General features: G+C 64.4%; 11 protein-coding genes and 2 pseudogenes. 4 read left to right on the top strand and 9 right to left on the bottom strand.

Annotated features, from left to right (window positions below; translation table 11 throughout):
* Nucleotides 1–123 precede the first annotated feature (123 nt).
* The 4 genes and pseudogenes from J1C48_RS18335 to J1C48_RS18320 form a co-directional block, all read right to left on the bottom strand.
* A pseudogene (locus tag J1C48_RS18335) lies at nucleotides 124–840 on the bottom strand (ATP-binding protein); the annotation flags it as partial.
* A gap of 118 nt (nucleotides 841–958) precedes the next feature.
* Nucleotides 959–2,215, bottom strand: a complete 1,257-nt coding sequence (locus J1C48_RS18330) for a multidrug effflux MFS transporter (protein WP_207259451.1) — start codon at nucleotides 2,213–2,215, stop codon at nucleotides 959–961.
* Nucleotides 2,216–2,498: 283 nt separating this feature from the next.
* On the bottom strand, nucleotides 2,499–3,005 hold the full coding sequence (locus tag J1C48_RS18325; protein WP_231081895.1) for a MarR family winged helix-turn-helix transcriptional regulator: 507 nt from the start codon (nucleotides 3,003–3,005) through the stop codon (nucleotides 2,499–2,501).
* Between the two features lie 546 nt (nucleotides 3,006–3,551).
* Complete coding sequence (locus tag J1C48_RS18320; protein ID WP_207259449.1) at nucleotides 3,552–5,723, bottom strand: malate synthase G; 2,172 nt, start codon at nucleotides 5,721–5,723, stop codon at nucleotides 3,552–3,554.
* A gap of 179 nt (nucleotides 5,724–5,902) precedes the next feature.
* Here J1C48_RS18320 and J1C48_RS18315 point away from each other — a divergent pair, with 179 nt between their 5' ends.
* Nucleotides 5,903–9,355, top strand: a complete 3,453-nt coding sequence (locus tag J1C48_RS18315; protein WP_207259448.1) for a PAS domain-containing hybrid sensor histidine kinase/response regulator — start codon at nucleotides 5,903–5,905, stop codon at nucleotides 9,353–9,355.
* Nucleotides 9,356–9,512: 157 nt separating this feature from the next.
* On the opposite strand, the gene J1C48_RS18310 is transcribed toward J1C48_RS18315, so the two are convergent.
* From J1C48_RS18310 to J1C48_RS18295, 4 genes are all read right to left on the bottom strand, one after another.
* Nucleotides 9,513–10,169: a response regulator transcription factor gene (locus J1C48_RS18310; RefSeq protein ID WP_207259447.1), complete on the bottom strand. Its 657-nt coding sequence runs from the start codon at nucleotides 10,167–10,169 to the stop codon at nucleotides 9,513–9,515.
* A gap of 280 nt (nucleotides 10,170–10,449) precedes the next feature.
* Complete coding sequence (locus J1C48_RS18305; RefSeq protein WP_231081894.1) at nucleotides 10,450–11,211, bottom strand: Crp/Fnr family transcriptional regulator; 762 nt, start codon at nucleotides 11,209–11,211, stop codon at nucleotides 10,450–10,452.
* 205 nt (nucleotides 11,212–11,416) lie between these two features.
* Nucleotides 11,417–14,116: a bifunctional acetate--CoA ligase family protein/GNAT family N-acetyltransferase gene (locus J1C48_RS18300; RefSeq protein ID WP_207259446.1), complete on the bottom strand. Its 2,700-nt coding sequence runs from the start codon at nucleotides 14,114–14,116 to the stop codon at nucleotides 11,417–11,419.
* Nucleotides 14,117–14,240: 124 nt separating this feature from the next.
* Nucleotides 14,241–15,122, bottom strand: coding sequence for a universal stress protein (locus J1C48_RS18295; protein WP_207259445.1), 882 nt, complete (start codon nucleotides 15,120–15,122; stop codon nucleotides 14,241–14,243).
* Between the two features lie 273 nt (nucleotides 15,123–15,395).
* Between J1C48_RS18295 and J1C48_RS18290 the strand changes: the two genes are divergently transcribed.
* From J1C48_RS18290 to J1C48_RS18280, 3 genes are all read left to right on the top strand, one after another.
* Entirely contained in the window at nucleotides 15,396–15,686 is a 291-nt protein-coding gene (locus J1C48_RS18290; RefSeq protein ID WP_207259444.1) for a hypothetical protein, read from the top strand.
* A 233-nt stretch (nucleotides 15,687–15,919) separates the two neighbouring features.
* Entirely contained in the window at nucleotides 15,920–16,591 is a 672-nt protein-coding gene (gene msrA / locus J1C48_RS18285; protein WP_207259443.1) for a peptide-methionine (S)-S-oxide reductase MsrA, read from the top strand.
* A 231-nt stretch (nucleotides 16,592–16,822) separates the two neighbouring features.
* A complete protein-coding gene (locus J1C48_RS18280) occupies nucleotides 16,823–17,827 on the top strand; it encodes a BMP family lipoprotein (RefSeq protein WP_207259442.1) in 1,005 nt (334 codons plus the stop codon).
* A 314-nt stretch (nucleotides 17,828–18,141) separates the two neighbouring features.
* On the opposite strand, the pseudogene J1C48_RS18275 reads toward J1C48_RS18280, so the two are convergent.
* Nucleotides 18,142–18,914: pseudogene (locus J1C48_RS18275) on the bottom strand (IS630 family transposase); the annotation flags it as partial.
* Between the last annotated feature and the right edge of the window lie 137 nt (nucleotides 18,915–19,051).

Below are 19,051 nucleotides of genomic sequence, written 5' to 3'. Positions count from 1 at the left end.
TCGACTACGATGACATCCTCGCCCACTGCTGTGACGCTTGGAACAAACTCGTCGACCAGCCGTGGAAAATCATCTCAATCGGCATGCGTGATTGGGCTCACGGGTTTTGATCAATGCCCGGTGGTATAAGCTGCCATCGGCATCCTCGAGCACAGCACATTCGATCTCGCGACCGTTGATGAAGGCCTCGGCCAGAAGCTTGCGATCGTAGCGGAATCCGTCCTCCAGCGCGCGGGCCAACTCCTGCGAGGCACGCACCTTGCTGACACCGACCGACGAGCCCTGCCGCGCCGGCTTGATGAAGACCGGCATGCCGAGGGCGTCTTCGAGCGCGTGAAATGACGGCGCCTCGCCCGCGAACACCGTGACCGACGGTGCGACGGCAAGACCCGCCTGCCTCAACAGACGCTTGGCGACATCCTTGTCGAGGGCGGTCGCCGAGCCAAGAATCCCGCAGCCGACAAGCGGTACCCGCGCGACGTCGCACAGCCCCTGCACCGCACCATCCTCGCCCGGAAAGCCGTGCAGCACCGGAAACACCGCGTCGAATGGCGCCAGCGCGCCGACTGCACCATCCCCGTCGATGCCGACCACCGCTCCTCCTCCCCCTGGAACCAGACAGAGTTGGGTTCCCGCCGTCGGCGTCTCCGGGACGCCGTCGCGTATCGCCGCCAAGAGCCAGCGACCATCGGCGCGGGTCACGAAGACCGGAACCGGCTCATAACGGGCCCGATCGAGAGCTGTCAGCACATTGGTCGCCGAGCGGATCGAGACCTCATGTTCGGCCGATTGGCCGCCAAACAGGACTGCGATGCGCAAGCGCTTGGAGTTGGACGTCACGGCCATGCTGCCATTCCTCTCGAGATCCAGGCACCGCGAGATCAAACCGGCGTTCGCAGAATTGCAGATCGAGCAGAGTGTCGCCCGGGATCGAACACCCGGCGGCGCCTTGGCCGTTTCACTCACCCGTCCGGCCGATTGGCGAGGCCCGCCCCGCGCGCGGCATCGGCGGCGCCGGCATTTCCGGCATTGGCTCCGGCTCGGCAAGGTGCGGATGGCGACGATAGACGATGTAGGAGCCGATCGCGAGGACTCCGAGGGCGGGAATGACAAGCTGCGTCGCCAGCACCGGCTCGCCGATCGCCGCGCAAATGATGCCGCCGAGCAGTCCCGAACCCATCTGGATGAAGCCCATCATCGCCGCTGCCGCACCGGCCATATGCGGAAACGGCGCGAGCGAGGCGGTGGTCATCGCCGGCATCACCAAGGCAATGCCGAAGGCATAGAACGCGACGGGCACCATGATCGACAGATAGGAAATCGGCAGCACCGCGATCGAGATCGCCATCGCCGCCGCACCGATGCCGATTAGGACGAGCCCGATCGGCACCAGCCGATAGGCGCCGAGCCGCGCCATCAAAAGCCGTGCCACGATCGAACCGAGGAAAAAGCTGCCGGACTGGGCGAGCATGCCCATGCCGTATTGCGTCGGCGTCAGCCCGGCGACCTCGATGAGCACGAAGGGCAGCACCGTCGCCAAGGTATAAAGCGCGCCGACAGATCCGGCGACGGTGAGGCTGGTCGCCAGAAAATGCCGGTTGGTGGTCAGCTCGCGATAGGCGGCGAAGATCGCGCGCGGCTTGATCCGGCTCCGATCCGGTTCGATCGTCTCGCGCATGAAGCCGACGGTGACGAGGATGACCGCGATGCCGAAGCCGGCCATCAAGAAAAACAGCGAATGCCAGCCGGCCGCATCGAGTAGCAGGCCGCCGATCGTCGGCGACACCGCCGGGCCGATCGCCAGAATGATGCCGATCGTGTTCATGACCTGCGACGAGGTCTCGCCGGTAAACTGATCGCGCACGATCGCCCGCGCCGTCGCAACGCCCACCGAGGCGCCGATCCCTTGCAACAGTCGCGCGGCGATCAGGATCCCCACCGTTGGTGCCACGACCGCCAGCATCGCCCCGGCCAGATAAATCACCATGAAGACGAGGGTGGTGACGCGCCGGCCATAGGCGTCGGAGACGGGGCCACAGACAAGCTGGGTGAAGGCAAAGCCGGCGAAATAGACCGCAAGGGAAAGCTTGACCATGGCCTCCGAGGTCGCGAATTGCGACACCAGAGTTGGCATGGCGGGCGTGTAGAGCGCGAGGGAAATCGGGCCGATGGCGACGAGGCAACCGCCGATCAGGCTGGTTCGCCCCTCGGACATGCGCCGAACGGACGCAGAAGAAGTGGCCAAGAACGCAATCCATGACACAAGATTTATCGACGACCGGTCCCTGCTATAAGAGTTTTGCCGCTACGGAAAGACGCGCATGACCCGTCGAGGCCGAACCGCTCGCCGGCCTTGACCACGAAGCGTTCGCGACAAAAAGCAACGGCCCGAATGCATGGAACAGCATTCGGGCCGTTGCTTTTGGCTTTATCGGGCGGATCCTGCGGTTCGCACCCACCAGCCGTCTTCAGTCAGCGCGGATGAACACGCAGCCACCTCAGGCGCTGCGATACATGCCGGCGCTTGGCATCGCCGAACGCGTCGACGGCATCATCGGATCTTCGGCGCCCGTTTGGGGCTCGTTGGTCAAATTCTGCCGCACGCGAGTCAACAGGTCGTGGACGATCTCGCGCTCCTGCTCGTTGAAGCCGCTCACCAGCCGCTCATAGACCGCCGTTGCAACCGGCTTGGTCTCCTCGAAGACGCTGACGGCAGCTTCCGTGGTGTTGACCACCTTGGCGCGGCGGTCATTACGATCGGTCGTGCGCTGCACCAGGCCGCGGCCCTCGAGGCGGTCGAGATAGGCCGACATGGTCATCGGCTCGACGCCCATCCGGTCCGCCAGCACCGCCTGACGAGACCCCTCATACCGCGCCACATACGCCAGAGCCCGCAATTCGCCGGGCGTAAGGGAGAGGCCAGCTTCTACCACCGCACGCTCGAATTCCTGACGGAATAGCCGAGCAGTATCGACGAGTAGAAATCCGAGGGAGTTGCTAGGCATCAGCTTTGCCATTGGGGGAACCTTCAGTTTGAGCACGCGCAGGAGGTGTTGACTAACCGATTGAGTTTCAATGGGTGGGAAACATTCCCATACCGTATGTGAGATCCTAACCTTGCATGAATTTCAAGTACATCTACCCCTCATTTGCGGCGTTTTGACACATAATTTCCCGGATAATTTAAAGATGATTTTGAAAGGTAAGTTTGTTTTCAACCACTTCCTTTCGCCGCGAAAGCGTTTCGCAACCAAATTGCGTAGATGTGCAAGAGTGGCTACCCCCATTTGGGGGTAACTGACGATACGGCATGATTCGCGTGACCGGACGCCCTCGGCACTCGCCTGTCAGTACAACTTTTGATGGATTTTGTATTGCGGACCGCCGCGCGATGCCGACAGTCGATGACAATCTCTGGGCGACGATTCAAACGCCGGACAGAACGACGACTGCGCCAAAGCAATCGGCCCGGCCACCGCCGAGGGTGTCCGGGCCGATTGTCGTCTGTCAGCGCATCCGCTCCAGATTGGCAAAACCGATGCGATCCGGCGTCAGCCGGCGCGGGTGGCCTTTTTCTCCAGCCGCCGGCGGTGCAACACTGGCTCGGTATAGCCGGAAGGCTGCTCCCGGCCTTCGAAGACGAGGTCGCAGGCCGCCTTGAAGGCGATCGACTCCTCGAAGCGTCCGGCCATCTTTTCGTAGTTCGGATCGCCGGCATTCTGCTCGTCGACCTTGGCCGCCATCTCCTGCATCGCCGCCATCACCTCGTCCTTGGACACGACGCCGTGATGCAGCCAGTTGGCCAGATGCTGGGAGGAAATCCGGCAGGTGGCGCGGTCTTCCATCAGGCCGACGTCGTTGATATCCGGCACGGTCGAACAGCCGATACCCTGGTCGATCCAGCGCACGACATAGCCAAGGATGCCCTGGGCGTTGTTCCGGATCTCCGCCTTAATCTGCTCGTTTGGCCAGTTGGCGCGGTTGGCCAGCGGGATGGTCAAAATGTCGGAGAGAAGCGCCCGGCGCCCCTGGCCGGCGATCGCCTCCTGCCACGCCAGCACGTCGACGCGGTGATAGTGGGTCGCATGCAGCGTCGCCGCCGTCGGGCTCGGCACCCAGGCGCAATTGGCGCCGGCCTGCGGATGACCGACCTTTTGCGCCAGCATGTCGTTCATCTTCGCCGGCGCCGCCCACATGCCCTTGCCGATTTGCGCCTTGCCGCGGAAGCCGCAGGCAAGACCCACATCGACGTTCCAGTCCTCGTAAGCGCCGATCCAGGTGCGCTCCTTCATCACCGTCTTGCGGACCATCGGCCCGGCTTCCATCGAGGTGTGGATCTCGTCGCCGGTGCGATCGAGGAAACCGGTGTTGATGAAGAACACCCGATGCTTGGCGGCCCGGATACACTCTTTGAGGTTCACCGTGGTTCGGCGCTCCTCGTCCATGATGCCCATCTTCAGCGTATAGCGGTCGAGACCGAGGGCGTCCTCGACGCGGGCGAAAGTCTCACTGGCGAAGGCGACCTCCTCCGGCCCATGCATCTTCGGCTTGACGATATAGACCGAGCGCGCCCGCGAATTGCGCATGCCGCCGGTCTTCTTCAGATCGTGGATGGCGATCATCGCGGTGATCATCGCGTCCATCATGCCTTCCGGTGCCTCCGAGCCGTCCTTGAGGCGGATCGCCGGATTGGTCATCAGATGACCGACATTGCGGATCAAAAGCAGCGAGCGGCCCGGTAGGGTGAAGGGAGTGCCGTTCGGGCTGCGATAGTCGCGATCCGGGTTGAGCCGGCGGGTCAGGGTCTCGCCGCCCTTGGTGAAGGTATCGGACAGCTCGCCGGTCATCAGGCCGAGCCAATTGCGATAGACGGCGGTCTTATCCTCGGCATCGACGGCCGCGATCGAATCCTCGCAGTCGCAAATCGTCGACACCGCCGATTCGAGCAGCACGTCGGCGACCTTTGCCTTGTCGTTCTTGCCGATGCGATGCGCCCCATCGACCACGACCTCGACATGCAGGCCATTATGCTTGAACAGCACGGCCGAGGGCGCCGCCGGATCGCCGCGATAACCGGCAAAGGCCAGCGGATTCTTCAGCCGCGCGGTCTTGCCGTTGCCGAAACTCACGACCAGCGTCTCATTCTCGACCGCATAGGTCTCGACATCGATATGTGAGATCCGGTCGAGCGGTGCGACACCGTCCAGGAAGCCCTTCGCCCAGGCGACCACGCGCGCGCCCCGCGCCCGATCATACCCCGCGCCCTCCGGCGCGTCGCCCATCGCGTCGGTGCCGTAGAGCGCGTCGTAGAGCGAGCCCCAGCGGGCGTTGGCGGCGTTCAGCGTGTAGCGCGCATTCATCAGCGGCACGACGAGCTGCGGCCCGGGCACCAGCGCGATCTCCGGATCGACATTGGCCGTCTCGATCGAGAAGTCCTGCCCCTCGGGCACAAGATAGCCGAGGTCGCGCAGGAACGCCTGGTACCCGGTCATGTCGATGGTCTGGCCGCGCCGCTCGCGATGCCAGCTGTCGATGGCGGTCTGAATCCGGTCGCGCTCGGCAAGCAGCGCCCGGTTCCTCGGCGCCAGATCGTTCAACAGACCGGAAAAGGACGACCAAAACCTCTCCGCTTCGACGCCCGTCCCCGGCAAAGCCTCTTCATCGATGAAACGCTTGAGATCCTCGGCGACCGTCAGGTCGTGAACGTCGATCATTTCCGGCATCGATTTTCTCCAAACACTGCGTCTGCCCGCGACATCGTGCATAGGGATGACGAAGTCAATCGCATCGCCCGCCGGGTGCCGTCTCGGTGCAACGCTTGCCTCGCGCCGCGCGCTGTGGCGAACTCGGCAAATGATTGATCCGCCGTCGATCTTCAAATTGCGACGAAAGGGGCTTTGGTTTGCACAGCGGTCTCATCGCCCTGGTCGCGATCGCCTATCTGCTCCTGCTCTTCGCGGTTGCCCATTGGGCCGACAAAGGCGCCGGGCGATGGGCCCCGCAGGCGAGCCGGCCGGCCGTCTATTCCCTGAGCTTGGCAGTCTACTGCACATCCTGGACGTTTTTGGGATCGGTCGGGGTCGCAGCGCGTGAGGGTTTTGCCTTTCTCGCCATCTATCTCGGTCCGATCGTCGTTTTCATGCTGGCGCCGAGCCTGATCGAGCGGATCGTGCGCCACGCCAAGGCGGAAAAGATCACCACCGTCGCCGACTTCATCGGCTCGCGCTACGGCAAAAGCCCCGCTGTCGCCGCGCTCGCCACCGGCATCGCGCTGGTCGGCACGGTGCCCTACATTTCGCTGCAGCTGAAAGCGATCTCGACCAGCGTCGCGACGCTGGTGTTCCATTACCGCCCCAATCTCGACGTACCGCCGCTGCTCGGCGATCTTGCGCTGCCGATCGCCACCGTTCTCGGCCTCTTCGCCATTTTGTTCGGCACCCGTCATGCCGACGCGACCGAGCATCAGGACGGGCTGGTACTGGCCGTGGCGATGGAAAGCCTGGTCAAGCTCGCCGCCTTCGTCGCCGTCGGCATCTGGACCACATTTTATCTCTTCGATCCGGCCGAGCTGTGGCGCGCGGCGCGGGCCAGCACGACGGTCGCCGATGCCTTTTCGACACCGGTCGGCGGCGCCTTCTTCACCAGCCTCGGCCTCTCCGCCCTAGTCATCCTGCTTTTGCCCCGGCAATTCCATATTGCCGTGGTCGAAAACCGCACGCGCGGCGAAATCCGCCGGGCGCGCTGGCTGTTTCCGCTTTATCTGATCGCGATCAACCTGTTCGTCGTACCGATCGCCGCCGCCGGCCTGCTTCGCCTCGGCCCGCAATTCGACGCCGACCTCTATGTCCTGGCGTTGCCGCTGTCCTCCGGAGCCGACCTCCTCGGCGTCGTCGCCTTCATCGGCGGATTGTCGGCGGCGACCGCGATGGTGATCGTCGCCAGCGTCGCTTTGGCGATCATGATCTCCAACGACCTTGTCCTGCCGATCCTGCTGAAGCGCCGTGGCCGATGGCCGAGCCGCACCGGCGACGAGACGCGGCTGATCCTTTATGTGCGCCGCTCGGCAATCCTGCTGATCGTGTTCTTCGGCTATCTCTATTATCGCTTCGGTGGCGACGGCGGCGGCCTCGCGTCGATCGGCCTGCTCTCCTTCGCCGCGATCGCCCAACTCGCGCCGGCGCTCTTTGTCGGCCTCTACTGGAAGCGCGCGAATGCGCGTGGCGCGACGATCGGCATGTCCGTCGGTATCGCGGTTTGGGCGGTCACGCTGCTGGCGCCGGCCCTCGGCATCGTCGTACCGCTGGTCGGACCGGCCGTCCGCCCTTACGCCGATCCGCTGCTGCTCGGCGTTTTTCTCAGCCTGTCGGCCAATCTGGCCGGGCTCATCGCCGGCTCCCTCAGCCGGGCCTCAAGCCCGATCGAGCGGATCCAGGCCGCCCTCTTCGCCGATCGCGACGCCTCGCAGGCGACGGCTGGGCGGCGAATGCGGATCGACGTCGCCGTCAGCGAACTGAAGGCCACGATCGCCCGCTATCTCGGCGCTCAGCGGACGGAGCGGGCCTTCGCAGCCTTCGCCACCGAACGTGACATCCGGCTCGACGACGCGGCGCCGGCCGACAGTGCGACGACGACCTTTTCCGAACAGTTGCTCGCCTCGGCGATTGGCTCGGCCTCGTCCCGCCTGGTCCTGTCGCTGCTCTATCAGCGCCACACCGATTCCAGCCGCAAGGCGCTGCAGCTTCTCGACGATGCATCCGAGGCGTTGCAGTATAATCGCGATCTTTTGCGGATCGCCCTCGATCAAGTCGATCAGGGCCTTGCGATCTTCGACGGTGACTTCTGCCTGACCTTCTGGAATCGTCAGTTTCGCGACCTTCTCGGCCTGCCGCCAGAATTCGGCAAGGTCGGCACGCCGCTAACTGTGGTGTTCGACCATCTCCTCGACGATGGCGAAATCAACGAAGCCGAATATAAGGCGAGCTTTGACGATCTGACCAAGGCGCCGGCGCAGCGTCAGATCGCGCTCAAACGCTCCGGGCGCACCATCGAAATGCGCGTCAACACCATGCCCGATGGCGGTCTCGTCGCCACGGTCTCGGACATGACCGAGCGGGTGCGACGCGCGGCGATGCTGCGCGAAGTCAATGAAAGCCTGGAGGAGCGCGTACGCCGGCGCACCGTCGAGCTGACCGCCGCCAACCGCGATCTCGCCGAGGCGCGCCGGGCGGCGGAAGCGGCCAATCTCGGCAAGACGCGGTTTCTCGCCGCCGCCGGCCACGACATCCTGCAGCCGCTTAACGCCGCCCGCCTCTACACCTCGGCGCTGGAGCAACGTCACGGCCAATCGCCGGGCGCCGAGCTGGTCGGCAATATCGGCTCCTCGCTCGAAGCCGTCGAGGCAATCATCGGCGCCGTGCTCGATATTTCCCGTCTCGACGCCGGCGGCATGGAAGCCAAGCCCTCCGACTTCCCGCTGGCGCCGCTCTTGCGGCAGATCGAGACCGACCTGAGACCGCTTGCCGAGGAGAAACACCTGTCGCTGCGCTTCGTCGCAACCGGCGTCACCGTTCGATCCGATCGCAATCTACTGCGCCGGCTCCTGCAGAATCTCGTCTCCAACGCCGTCAAATACACCCGGGAGGGCAAGATCGTGGTCGGCGTGCGCCGGCGCGGCAACGGCCGCATCGCTATCGAGGTGACCGACAGCGGCATCGGCATTCCCAACGACAAGCTGCACGCGATCTATGAGGAATTCGTGCGCCTCGACGAGGGCAGCCGTGCCGCCTCAGGGCTCGGCCTCGGCCTGTCGATCGTCGACCGGATTGCCAGGGTGCTCGACCATCCGATCTCCGCCCATTCACGGCACGGACGCGGCACCTCGTTCCGGGTGGAGCTGCCGCTGGCGGCGGCGGGCGTCGATCATCAGGCGCCGCAAAGTTCGCCGCGATCGCAGTTCGGCCTCGCCGTGGCGGGCTCGCCGATCCTGTGCATCGACAACGATCCGGCCATTCGTGACGGCATGGCGCTGTTACTGTCGGGCTGGCATTGCGACGTCGAAACCTTCAACTCGGCCGCCGAGGCCATCGAGGCCTGCGCGGCGACCGGCTTTCGGCCGCGCCTCGCCCTCGTCGACTATCACCTCGACGGCGGCAGCGACGGGCTGCAGGCGATCGCCGAGCTGCGACACCGGCTCGACGCCGAGCTTGACGCGATCCTCGTCACCGCCGAGCGGTCGGCACAGGTGCGCGAGCAGGCGGCGGCGATCCACGTCCAGGTATTGACGAAGCCGCTCAAGCCCGCCTCGCTGCGTGCGGCGATGGCGAGTGTTCTGCAACGGCGCGACGCCGCCGAATGAGGGAGATGACGTCGATTCGTGGCAAGGGCGCCAGAGCGCCATGCGTCCGATCCGATACCGGGCGCTCTCATTCTTTGAATCGACGCATCGTGCTTTGCCGATACCGTAGAGCGCATGGGCGATCCCGGTTCATCGCATTCCGCTCTCAGTTTGCCGGTCAGGTGGCGATGCCACGCTCCGGGTCGATCCCGAGCTTGCCCAAAAGGATCACCGCCTGGGTGCGGCTGTCGACGCCGAGCTTCAACAGGACGGCGGAGACATGGGCCTTGATCGTCGGCTCGGAAACGCCGAGTTCGTAAGCGATCTGCTTGTTGAGGAGACCCCGGCCGAGCATCGAGAGCACCCGCGTCTGCTGCGGCGTCAGCGTCTTCATCCGGGTGATCAACGCGCCGATCTCCGGATCCCCGGACGCATCGAGCGAAACGCCGGCCGGCAGCCAAACCTCGCCAGACAGCAGCGTCGTAATCGCCTCGCGGATTTCGGCAAAGCCGGAGGATTTCGGTATAAAGCCCGACGCGCCAAGATCGAGGGCGCGGGCCATCACCTGATTGTCTTCGCTCGCCGAAACAATGGCGATCGGCACCGACGGATGCTCGGCGCGCAACAGCGCCAGGCCCGACAGGCCACTGGTCCCCGGCATCGACAGGTCGAGCAGCAAGAGATCGGCGTCGCCATGGTCGACGAGCGCCTTGGCGGCCCCCTCGAAATCCGCCGCTTCGACGATGTCCGCGCCCTCAGGAAAAGACGTCAGAATTTCTTTCAGCGCTCCGCGAAACAGCGGATGATCGTCGGCGACGATGAAAAGCGGTGGCATTTCTTCCCTGAATTCCCCAATTTGCGCAACGCACAAAGCCGCCGGATGCAGCGGCATGCAGCATCGGCTGAAATGTTCGGTCCCGTGCGGCCAGCTGAAAACCGACAGGGCCAGCGCCTGCACTGGAGCGCACATCAGATCATCTTCTATCGGAAGCGTAGCATCCTTGTCACGTGAGGCATGAAACTCCGTCGCCAAGACGAAAAACCTTGGCGCATGGCGCCTCGTATACAGATCCACCCTAACGATATCCGCCGGGCACCCCAATCCATTCGGCGCGTCACGCCTGCACGCGGGCCCGCTCTTCATCCATCGCGATCGGCAGCCGGAAATGCAGATATTGCGGGTCGAATTCACCGAGCCGGACGAGCCCCGCCCAGTCGCGAATGATCATCCGCGAGCGGTCGCGCTCGACGAGACCGGCCAGGCGAAGGTCGCGCAGAACCCGGTTGACCGTCACCACCGTCAGGCCGAGCGCATCGGCCAGCTCATGCTGAGTGAGGGGCAGACGATAGATGCGGTCCGGCGCCAAACCGACGGCGCGCATGCGGATTGCCAGTTCGCAGAGCAGATGAGCGGTCCGGCTAAGGCCCGACAGTCGGCCGAGACCGACGATCCATTCGCGAAAGATCGCCCCGTCGATCAGCGTCTCGCGCCATAAGGCGGCGGCGACATTCGGCCGGCGCACGCAGAGATTCCACACCGCCTCGTGCGGGACGAAGCCGATCCGGCTCGGGGTCGTCGCGGCGAAGCTATGATCCATGTAGTTGACATGCAGGCTGTGAAGATCGGGGATGTCGCCGGAAACGTGGAAGGCGATGATCTGTCGTTTGCCGTCCAGCGTGTGGCGATACCGATAGGTGAAGCCATCGATCAGAACGCAGCACTGATTGACGCGCTGGCCTTCCGAAACGATGTCGATGCCGGAATCGATCTCGCGCACCGTCACCGGCAGCGCCATCAGTGCCGCTTCGTCTTCGCCGTCGATTTCCGCAACGAGTTTGAGCCGCGTCAAGAGGATGTTGTGGGCAGTTTTTTCCAAGAACTCCTCCGGCCAGATCCCGGCTTACTCAACGGACCCGACGCGATTCCGACTCGACGCTCTGGTTTCGCATCGGCAATCTCGCGTTACGTCGCCGTGGCGATACAAGATTGCCGCAGCATAGACAAAGCCCACCGTCGATGAAAAGCGCAGAGAGCGTGCAAAGCCGCAGTTCGAGCACCTGAAACGCCACACAAGCGCGATCTCAGAGCGTGATGGAGACGTGGGCGACATCGGAAAATTCGCGCGATGGACGCGGGTGGAAACCAAGATCGCGCGCCAAATTCCGCATGCCGATATTTTCACGCAGAATTTCACCATGGACGCGGACCAATCCCCGCGCTCGCGCATGGTCGAGAATCGCCGACATCAAGACGTAGCCAAGGCCCCGCCCCTTCATGTCGGAGCGCACGAGGACGGCGAATTCCGCATCCTCGTTTTCCGGATCGGCGACGATGCGGACGACCCCGAAAATTGGCCCCTCGCCATAGCCGGCTGACGGCGCGACGGCGATCAGCGCCATTTCACGGTCGTAGTCGATCTGCGTGAAGCGCGCCGCGGTCTGATGCGGAAACGCCTTCATCGGCCCCATGAAACGCAGACGCAGATCCTCCGGCGCGCAGGCCATGACCATCTCTGCGAGCGCGTCCTCGTCTTCCGGCCGGATCGGCCGCAGATGGAAGGCAGTGCCGTCGCGGAGCGCAACATCGTGTTCGAGTTCGCGCGGATAGGGCCGAATCGCCGGCCCCACCGCGCGCGATGCCGCCACAGCGTCCCGTTCGGCCAAAGGATCGATCGCAATGCGGGCATCGAGCGCGATGACGCCCTGGTCGTTTGCGGTCAGCGGATTGATGTCGAGCTCGCGAACCTCGGGCAACAAGACAGCAAGCTCCGACAGGCGCACGAGCGTCTCGGTCAAGCGATCCATGTCCACCGGCGGGACGTTGCGAAAACCACGCAGGAGCTTTGCAATCTCAGTTGCGGCGATCATCTGCCGAGCCAGCACCGAATTGAGCGGCGGCAGACCGACCGCGCGGTCGGCGACCACTTCGGCCTCCTTGCCGCCGCGCCCGAACAGGATCACCGGGCCGAAGGTCGCGTCCCTGGCAATGCCGGCGATCAGCTCATGACCGTCACCGCGCGTCACCATCGGCTGGACGGTGAAGCCGGCGATCGTCGCATCGGGGCGGGCCGCGCGCACCGCCGCGATCATCGCCTCCGCCGCGTCGAGCATCTGGCCGGACGTCTCGATGCCGAGCCGCACACCGCCGACATCGGATTTGTGGGTGATCGCGGGCGAGACGATCTTCAGCACCCCCGGCCCGCCAATCTCGGCAAAGCACCGCGCCGCCGCCTCCGGCGACGGGACGAAATGGGTGGGAACGGTCGGAACACCGAAGAGCCGCAGCACCTCTTTGGCTTCCCATTCATGAAGCCAGGCCCGGCCATCGTTGGCAGCCGCCGCAATGATTTGCCGGGCGGCTGCGACATCGTCTTCGGCGATGATCACGCCGGCGCCCGGCGTTTCCATCAGCTGGGCCTGGTTGCGGCGATAATCGACGAGGTGGGTGAAGGCGCGCACGGCATCTTCCGGACTTTCGAAGCTCGCAATGCGCTCGGCGGCAAACAAGGCCCGCACCGGCGCCGCCGTGGTGCCGCCGAGCCAGTTGGTCAGCACCGGAAAGCGCGGCATCGCCTTGGCGACGTCGATGACCGCCTTGCCGACCTCCATATTGTCGGCGACGGCGGTCGGACAGTTGATGACGAGGACGGCGTCGGCGTCCCGGCTCTGCATCAGGCATTCAAGCGCCGCCCGATAGCGCTCGGGCGTCGCGTCACCGATGATGTCGACCGGATTGCCGTGAGACCAAGTCGGCGGCAGCACGGCGTCAAGCTGCTCGATCGTCGACGCGCCGATCTCGGCGAGCCTGCCGCCGAGGTCTTCGAGCCAATCGACCGCCAGGACGCCGGCACCGCCGCCATTGGTCAGGATCGCCAGCCGGTCGCCGTCGATGCGGATGCCGGTCGCGAGCGTGGCCGCCGCCTCGAACAGGCTCTCAAGGCTCAAGACCCGCAGCACGCCGGCGCGGCGAAAGGCGGCGTCATAGACAAGATCCGACCCGGCCAAGGCGCCGGTATGCGACTGCGCCGCCCGTGCGCCCTCGGCGCTCCGCCCGGACTTGATGACCAGAACCGGCTTGGCGCGCGCGGCGATTCGCGCCGCCGACATGAATTTCTTCGCAAAGGTGACGTTCTCGACATAGAGCAGGATCGCCCGTGTCGCCCGATCGGTCGACAGAAAGTCGAGCATGTCGCCAAAGTCGGCGTCGCTCATATCGCCCAGCGAGACGACATGGGAAAAGCCGATGCCGCGACTGCCGGCCCAATCGAGGATCGCGGTGGCGATGGCACCGGACTGGCTGACCAGGGCGATGTCGCCGCGCGCCGGCATGACAGGCGAGAAGCTGGCATTGATGCCGGCCGGCGTCGACAACAGGCCCAGGCAGTTCGGGCCGACGATCCGCATCAGCTTCGGCTTGGCGTGATCGAGCATTTCCTGGCGCAGGGTGCGCCCGCTTGACCCTGCCGCCCCGAGCCCGGCGCTGATCACGATCGCGGCCCTGCAGCCCATTTTGGCAAGGTCGGCGACGATGCCCGGCACCGTCGGCGCGGGCGTCGCTACCACCGCGAGATCGGGGCATTGCGGCAAAGCCTCGAGCGCGCGAAACGCGGCGACGCCCTCGATCGTCGCCGCGTGCGGATTGACCGGCATGATCGCCCCGTCGAATCCGCCGGATAGGAGATTCTTCGCCACGACGTTGCCGACCGAATGCGGCCGGTTGCTCGCGCCGATCAGAGCGATGGAGCGGGGCGCGAACAACGCGTCGAAGTTGCGGACACTCATCGGCAGCCTCGTCGTGACAAATTCGGGTGGGCCTGACCGTCAAAACGGTCGGCGCGGCCGCTTGAAGCGGCACGCGCCGGCTTCGTCAATCCGCCGGGCCATCGCCGCCCAGACTGTCTCACCTTCAGTGGGCCATCAACAGCGGGACCGGGCAATGGCGGATCAGCGCGCGCGTCACACCCCCCAAAAGATATTCACGCAGCCGCGAATGGCCATAGGCGCCGGCTACCACCAGCTCGGCACCGGCAATCCCGGCGGCTTCGATCAGACCCTCGGCCGGATCGCGCCAGTTCGGCAGTTCCTTCACCTCGACGGCGATGCCATGGCGGGCAAGGTGCCGGGCCATGTCGCTCATCGGCTCGTTCTTGCGCTGTTCGCTGGCGCCGTCCTCGGCGATATTGGCGAGGATCACCGATCCGACGCGCTTTAGCAGCGGCAGCGCCGCAGCCACCGCGCGGGCGCATTCCGGCGTGTCGCGAAACGCCACGAAGGCCGTCTGCGGCAGATGCGCCAGCGCCGGCCCGGTATCGGGCACGATGAGGATCGGCATCCGCGCGTCGAACAAGACCGCCTCGAACAGCGACATGTCCGGCGCCTCGACGATCGCCCGCTGCGGCTGCAGGGCGATGTCGACGACACCGCATTGCCGCATCACGGCGTAGCGCAGCTCGCCGAGCGTGCCGTCGGAGCGGCGCAGATCGAAGGCGACGGCCAGCCGTGCCAGCCGCTCGCGCAGCTTGGCCTGCAACCGATCACCGGTCTCCCGCCCCAGCCGGGCGTTTTCGGCGGCCAGCACCTCGGATCCCGGGGCCGCCGTCAGGATCGGTGTCGGGATATGATTGAGAAGATGACAATCGAGATGCGCCGCAAATTCTGCCGCAAGGATTTCGCCATAGGCGATGGCGCTCTCGTCGGTCGCAGCGCCGGTCAGAAACACCGCCAGATCGGCGATGGCGGGGGCGGTCGTTGCGGCGTTGGCCGGCCGCCGGGTGAATGTCGTTCCCATGAGTCTCAACTCCTGACTGTCTCGAACTCTCGCCAGGCTATGCCGCTTCACCCATGGCAGCGTTGATCGAGGTCAAGCGAGAATGGCGCGCGGCAACGACGAGCGCGTGGCCTTGCCGAGCGCTGGCGCACAATCCAACGTCACCACCGCCCGCGAGGCCTTGGCTTGTGCGCCGTGATCGGGCAGTTCTGGCAAGGATGATCGACGCCCAGCCGATCGCCGCACCCGCGCCAAGGCGCTGCTCGTCAGATAAGCCGTGGAGACTTCGCCGCCATGTATCTTCTGTTTCGTGCCCTCGGCCTGATCGTCCTTGCTGTCGGCGTCGTCTTCGCGGTCGGCGACATCGCCCGCTCGCTCGCCGACGAAACGAGCCAGCTGCTCACCATCGACCAGGCACTGTCGGCGATGGGGCTGATGGTCTCAGAGGCGGTGCCCGGCTCGATGACGGCCGCGGTGATCGGCTCGTGGTCGATGTCGATCACCTGCGGGGCGGTCGGCCTGTTGTTTCTGCTGCTCGGCCATCGGGGCCATCGCGCCGGACCCAATCGCCGCCGCGACATCTGACGCTTGCCCCTCAGGTGCGACGCCGGCAAATTGCCCCCGCGACAGCGGCGAAAAGCTTGAATCGACCGCTCGCCAGACCGAGATTAAGCCTCAACCCGCGATGGCCATGATTGACGGTCCGAGTGTACGGGCGGATCGTTCGACGACGATTGGCGCATCATGATCGTCGCATCATGATCGTCGCATCACGATCGCGCGCCGGCCGGCCCCGCGCCGTCGCCACAGGAGGTCTCATGTATATTCTCGACATGTTTTCCAAGAAGATGAAGCTGCCCGGCCCCGGCCAGGCCCTGCCCGGCCGCAGCGAGCCGATCCCCACGGCGCGGGAGCACTTTGTTCTGCACAGGCCGTTGAAGGGGCCATTCCCCGACGGCCTCCAGACGGCGATGTTCGGCATGGGCTGCTTCTGGGGCGTCGAGCGCAAGTTCTGGCAGATCGAAGGTGTCCGTGTGACCGCCGCCGGCTATGCGGCCGGCAGCACGCCGAACCCGACATATCAGGAAGTCTGCACCGGCCAGACCGGGCACAACGAGGTCGTGTTGGTGGTGTTCGACCCGACCGTCGTGTCCTACGAGGATCTGTTGACGGTCTTCTGGGAGGGCCATGACCCAACGCAAGGGATGCGCCAGGGCAACGACATGGGCACCCAGTACCGGTCCGGCATCTACACCGCTTCAGAGGCGCAGGCGCAGGCCGCATTGGCCTCAAAGGATCGCTATCAGCAGGCGCTGACGGCCGCCGGGCACACGGGAACGATCACGACGGAGATTCAGCCGGCGCCGGAATTCTTCTATGCCGAGGACTACCACCAGCAGTATCTCGCCAAAAATCCCGGCGGCTATTGCGGGGTCGGCGGCACCGGCGTTTCCTGCCCCGTCGGTGTCACCAACCTGCCTTCCGAATAGGCAACCGGCCGCAACGCGGCCCACCGGCCGCAGCACGGCAGCAAAACGCCGATGTTTGACTGGGGCGCTTACATTGATCGTGCTGAATTTTCTTCAATCTCGCTGCGTCCCGTGCCAATCTCTCGACCGGTGCGGGAGCCAACTTCGACCGTGTCGCCATGCGATACAACGAATGGCCGGCAGCCCCGCCAAGTAGAAAGCGCCTCCTTGCCAACAGGGAATCAGACATCGATGAAACATTTCTGGGCCGGACTCTTCGCCGCAACCATCGTTTCCGCTGCGGCCGTCACCGATGCTAGGGCCGCCGACTTCAAGCCCGCGATCCTCTATGATCTCGGCGGAAAATTCGACAAGTCCTTTAACGAGTCCGCCTATCACGGCGCTGAGAAATTCAAGAAGGACACCGGCATCGCCTATCGCGATCTGGAGATCTCCAACGCGGCCCAGCGCGAACAAGCGCTGCGCCGTTTTGCCCGGGACGGCAACAACCCGATCATCTCGATCGGCTTTGCCCAGGCCGAGGCGCTAAAGGCGGTCGCGCAAGACTATCCGGACACCAAATTCGCGATCATCGATTCCGAAGTCGATCTGCCGAATGTCCGTTCAATTCTCTTCAAGGAAGAGGAAGGCTCCTATCTCGTGGGCATCCTCGCCGCGATGAAGTCAAAGTCAAAAGAGGTCGGTTTCGTCGGCGGCATGGACATTCCGCTGATTTCGAAGTTCGCCTGCGGTTACAAGGGCGGCGTCAAATCCGTCGATAAGGACGCCAAGGTCATCGAGAACATGACCGGCACCACCGGCGCCGCCTGGAACGATCCGGTGCGCGGCGGCGAACTCGCCAAGGCGCAGATCGACCAGGGCGCGGACGTCATCTTCCATGCGGCCGGCGGTACCGGCGTCGGCGTGCTGCAGGCCGCCGCGGACGCCGGCAAGCTCGGCATCGGCGTCGATTCCAATCAGGACGGCCTGTTTCCAGGCCACGTGCTGACCTCGATGATCAAGCGCGTCGACAACGCCGTTTACCAGACTTTTATCGATGTCAAGGGCGACAAGTGGACCTCCGGCGTCGAGCGGCTCGGCCTCGAAAATGACGGCGTCGGCTACTCGGTCGACGAGTACAACAAAGATCTGATCACTCCGGAGATGAAAGCAGCGGCCGACAAGGCCAAGCAGGACATCATCGCCGGCACCATCAAGGTCCACGACTACACGACCGACTCGGCCTGCCCTTACTGATCAGCGGTCCTTGCCACACGGCCGGTCCCCACTCACTGGCCGTGCGGAAAAATGGGCGCCGTCGGATGATGGCGGCGCCCTTGTCGGGCGCTTGACTCCGTCTCGCTGTCAGCTCTCGGCAGATTGTCCATTTGGGTTGGACCGAGGAGACTGGAGTTATCAAGCTTTAGCGCGCATCGAAGAGCCTGGGTATGACCGGCACCGGTGTCATGGCCGATCATTGTGCCTGCTAAAAGTCGAAGGCCATCGCCAGGGCCTGCCGCAAGTGCGGTCTCAGGCCTGGCCGAATAAGGCCTTATACCAACTCTCACTGATCAGAACCCATGCGCCCAGTCTCGCAGTGCGATGGACATCATGCGCCAGGGCTGTGCCTCGATCTTTCGCCAAGCATTGCAGGTGTGATCGAGGATATCCTCGTAGGATTTAAAGATCCGGTTCGAGAGCCAGTTGTCGCGCATGAACTGCCACAGGTTCTCGGCGGGGTTCCGTTCCGGTGCGCGAGGCGGCAGCGACATGAGGGTGATATTGTCGGGAACTGTCAGCTTTGAGGTCGTGTGCCAACCAGCCTGATCGAGCAGCACGACGGCATGCGCGCCGCGAGCGACCGTCCGGGCAATCTCGGCGAGATGGCAGGCCATGGCATGTGTGTTGCAGCGAGGCATGACGAGGGCGGCACCCTTGCCGAGTTTCGGGCAGATCGCGCCGAAGATGTAGGCTGAAGCGGTCCGTTGATCTTTCGGTGCCGACGGCCGGGTCCCCCGTCTGGCCCATCGTCGGGTGATCGGGTTCTTCTGCCCCACCCTCATCTCGTCCTGAAACCACACTTCTATGGGCTTGCCGGCGGCTTCGTTCGACTCGATCTCTGCCAGCGCGGCGGGGAAGTCTTTTTAAAAGCGTCGAGTTCGAACTCGTTCTGCGCATGGTGGCGCGGGCGAGCCGAGAGCTTGCGGTAGCCCAGAGCCCGCATCTCGCGCGACAGCGTCTGGACGCTGATCGAAATGCGGAATTCCTCAAAGACCCATTGCGCCAGATCGACAAGACGCCAGCGCACCACGCCGTCGACAGCTGCGGTCGGACCAGCCTCAATCTTGTCGACATGGCCTGCTGCCGGTTTCGTGGACACCGAGATAAGGTGTTTAACGGAACTGGAGAGTTGGAATGCAGAGAAGGAAGTTCAGCCGCGAGTTCAAGCTTGAGACAGTGAGGCTGGTGAAGGATCGGGGC

The organism is Jiella flava (genome assembly GCF_017349315.1).
GTDB classification, from domain to species: domain Bacteria; phylum Pseudomonadota; class Alphaproteobacteria; order Rhizobiales; family Rhizobiaceae; genus Jiella; species Jiella flava.
Note: the sequence above shows the minus strand (reverse complement) of the source record. Positions and strands in the feature narration are given on the sequence as shown.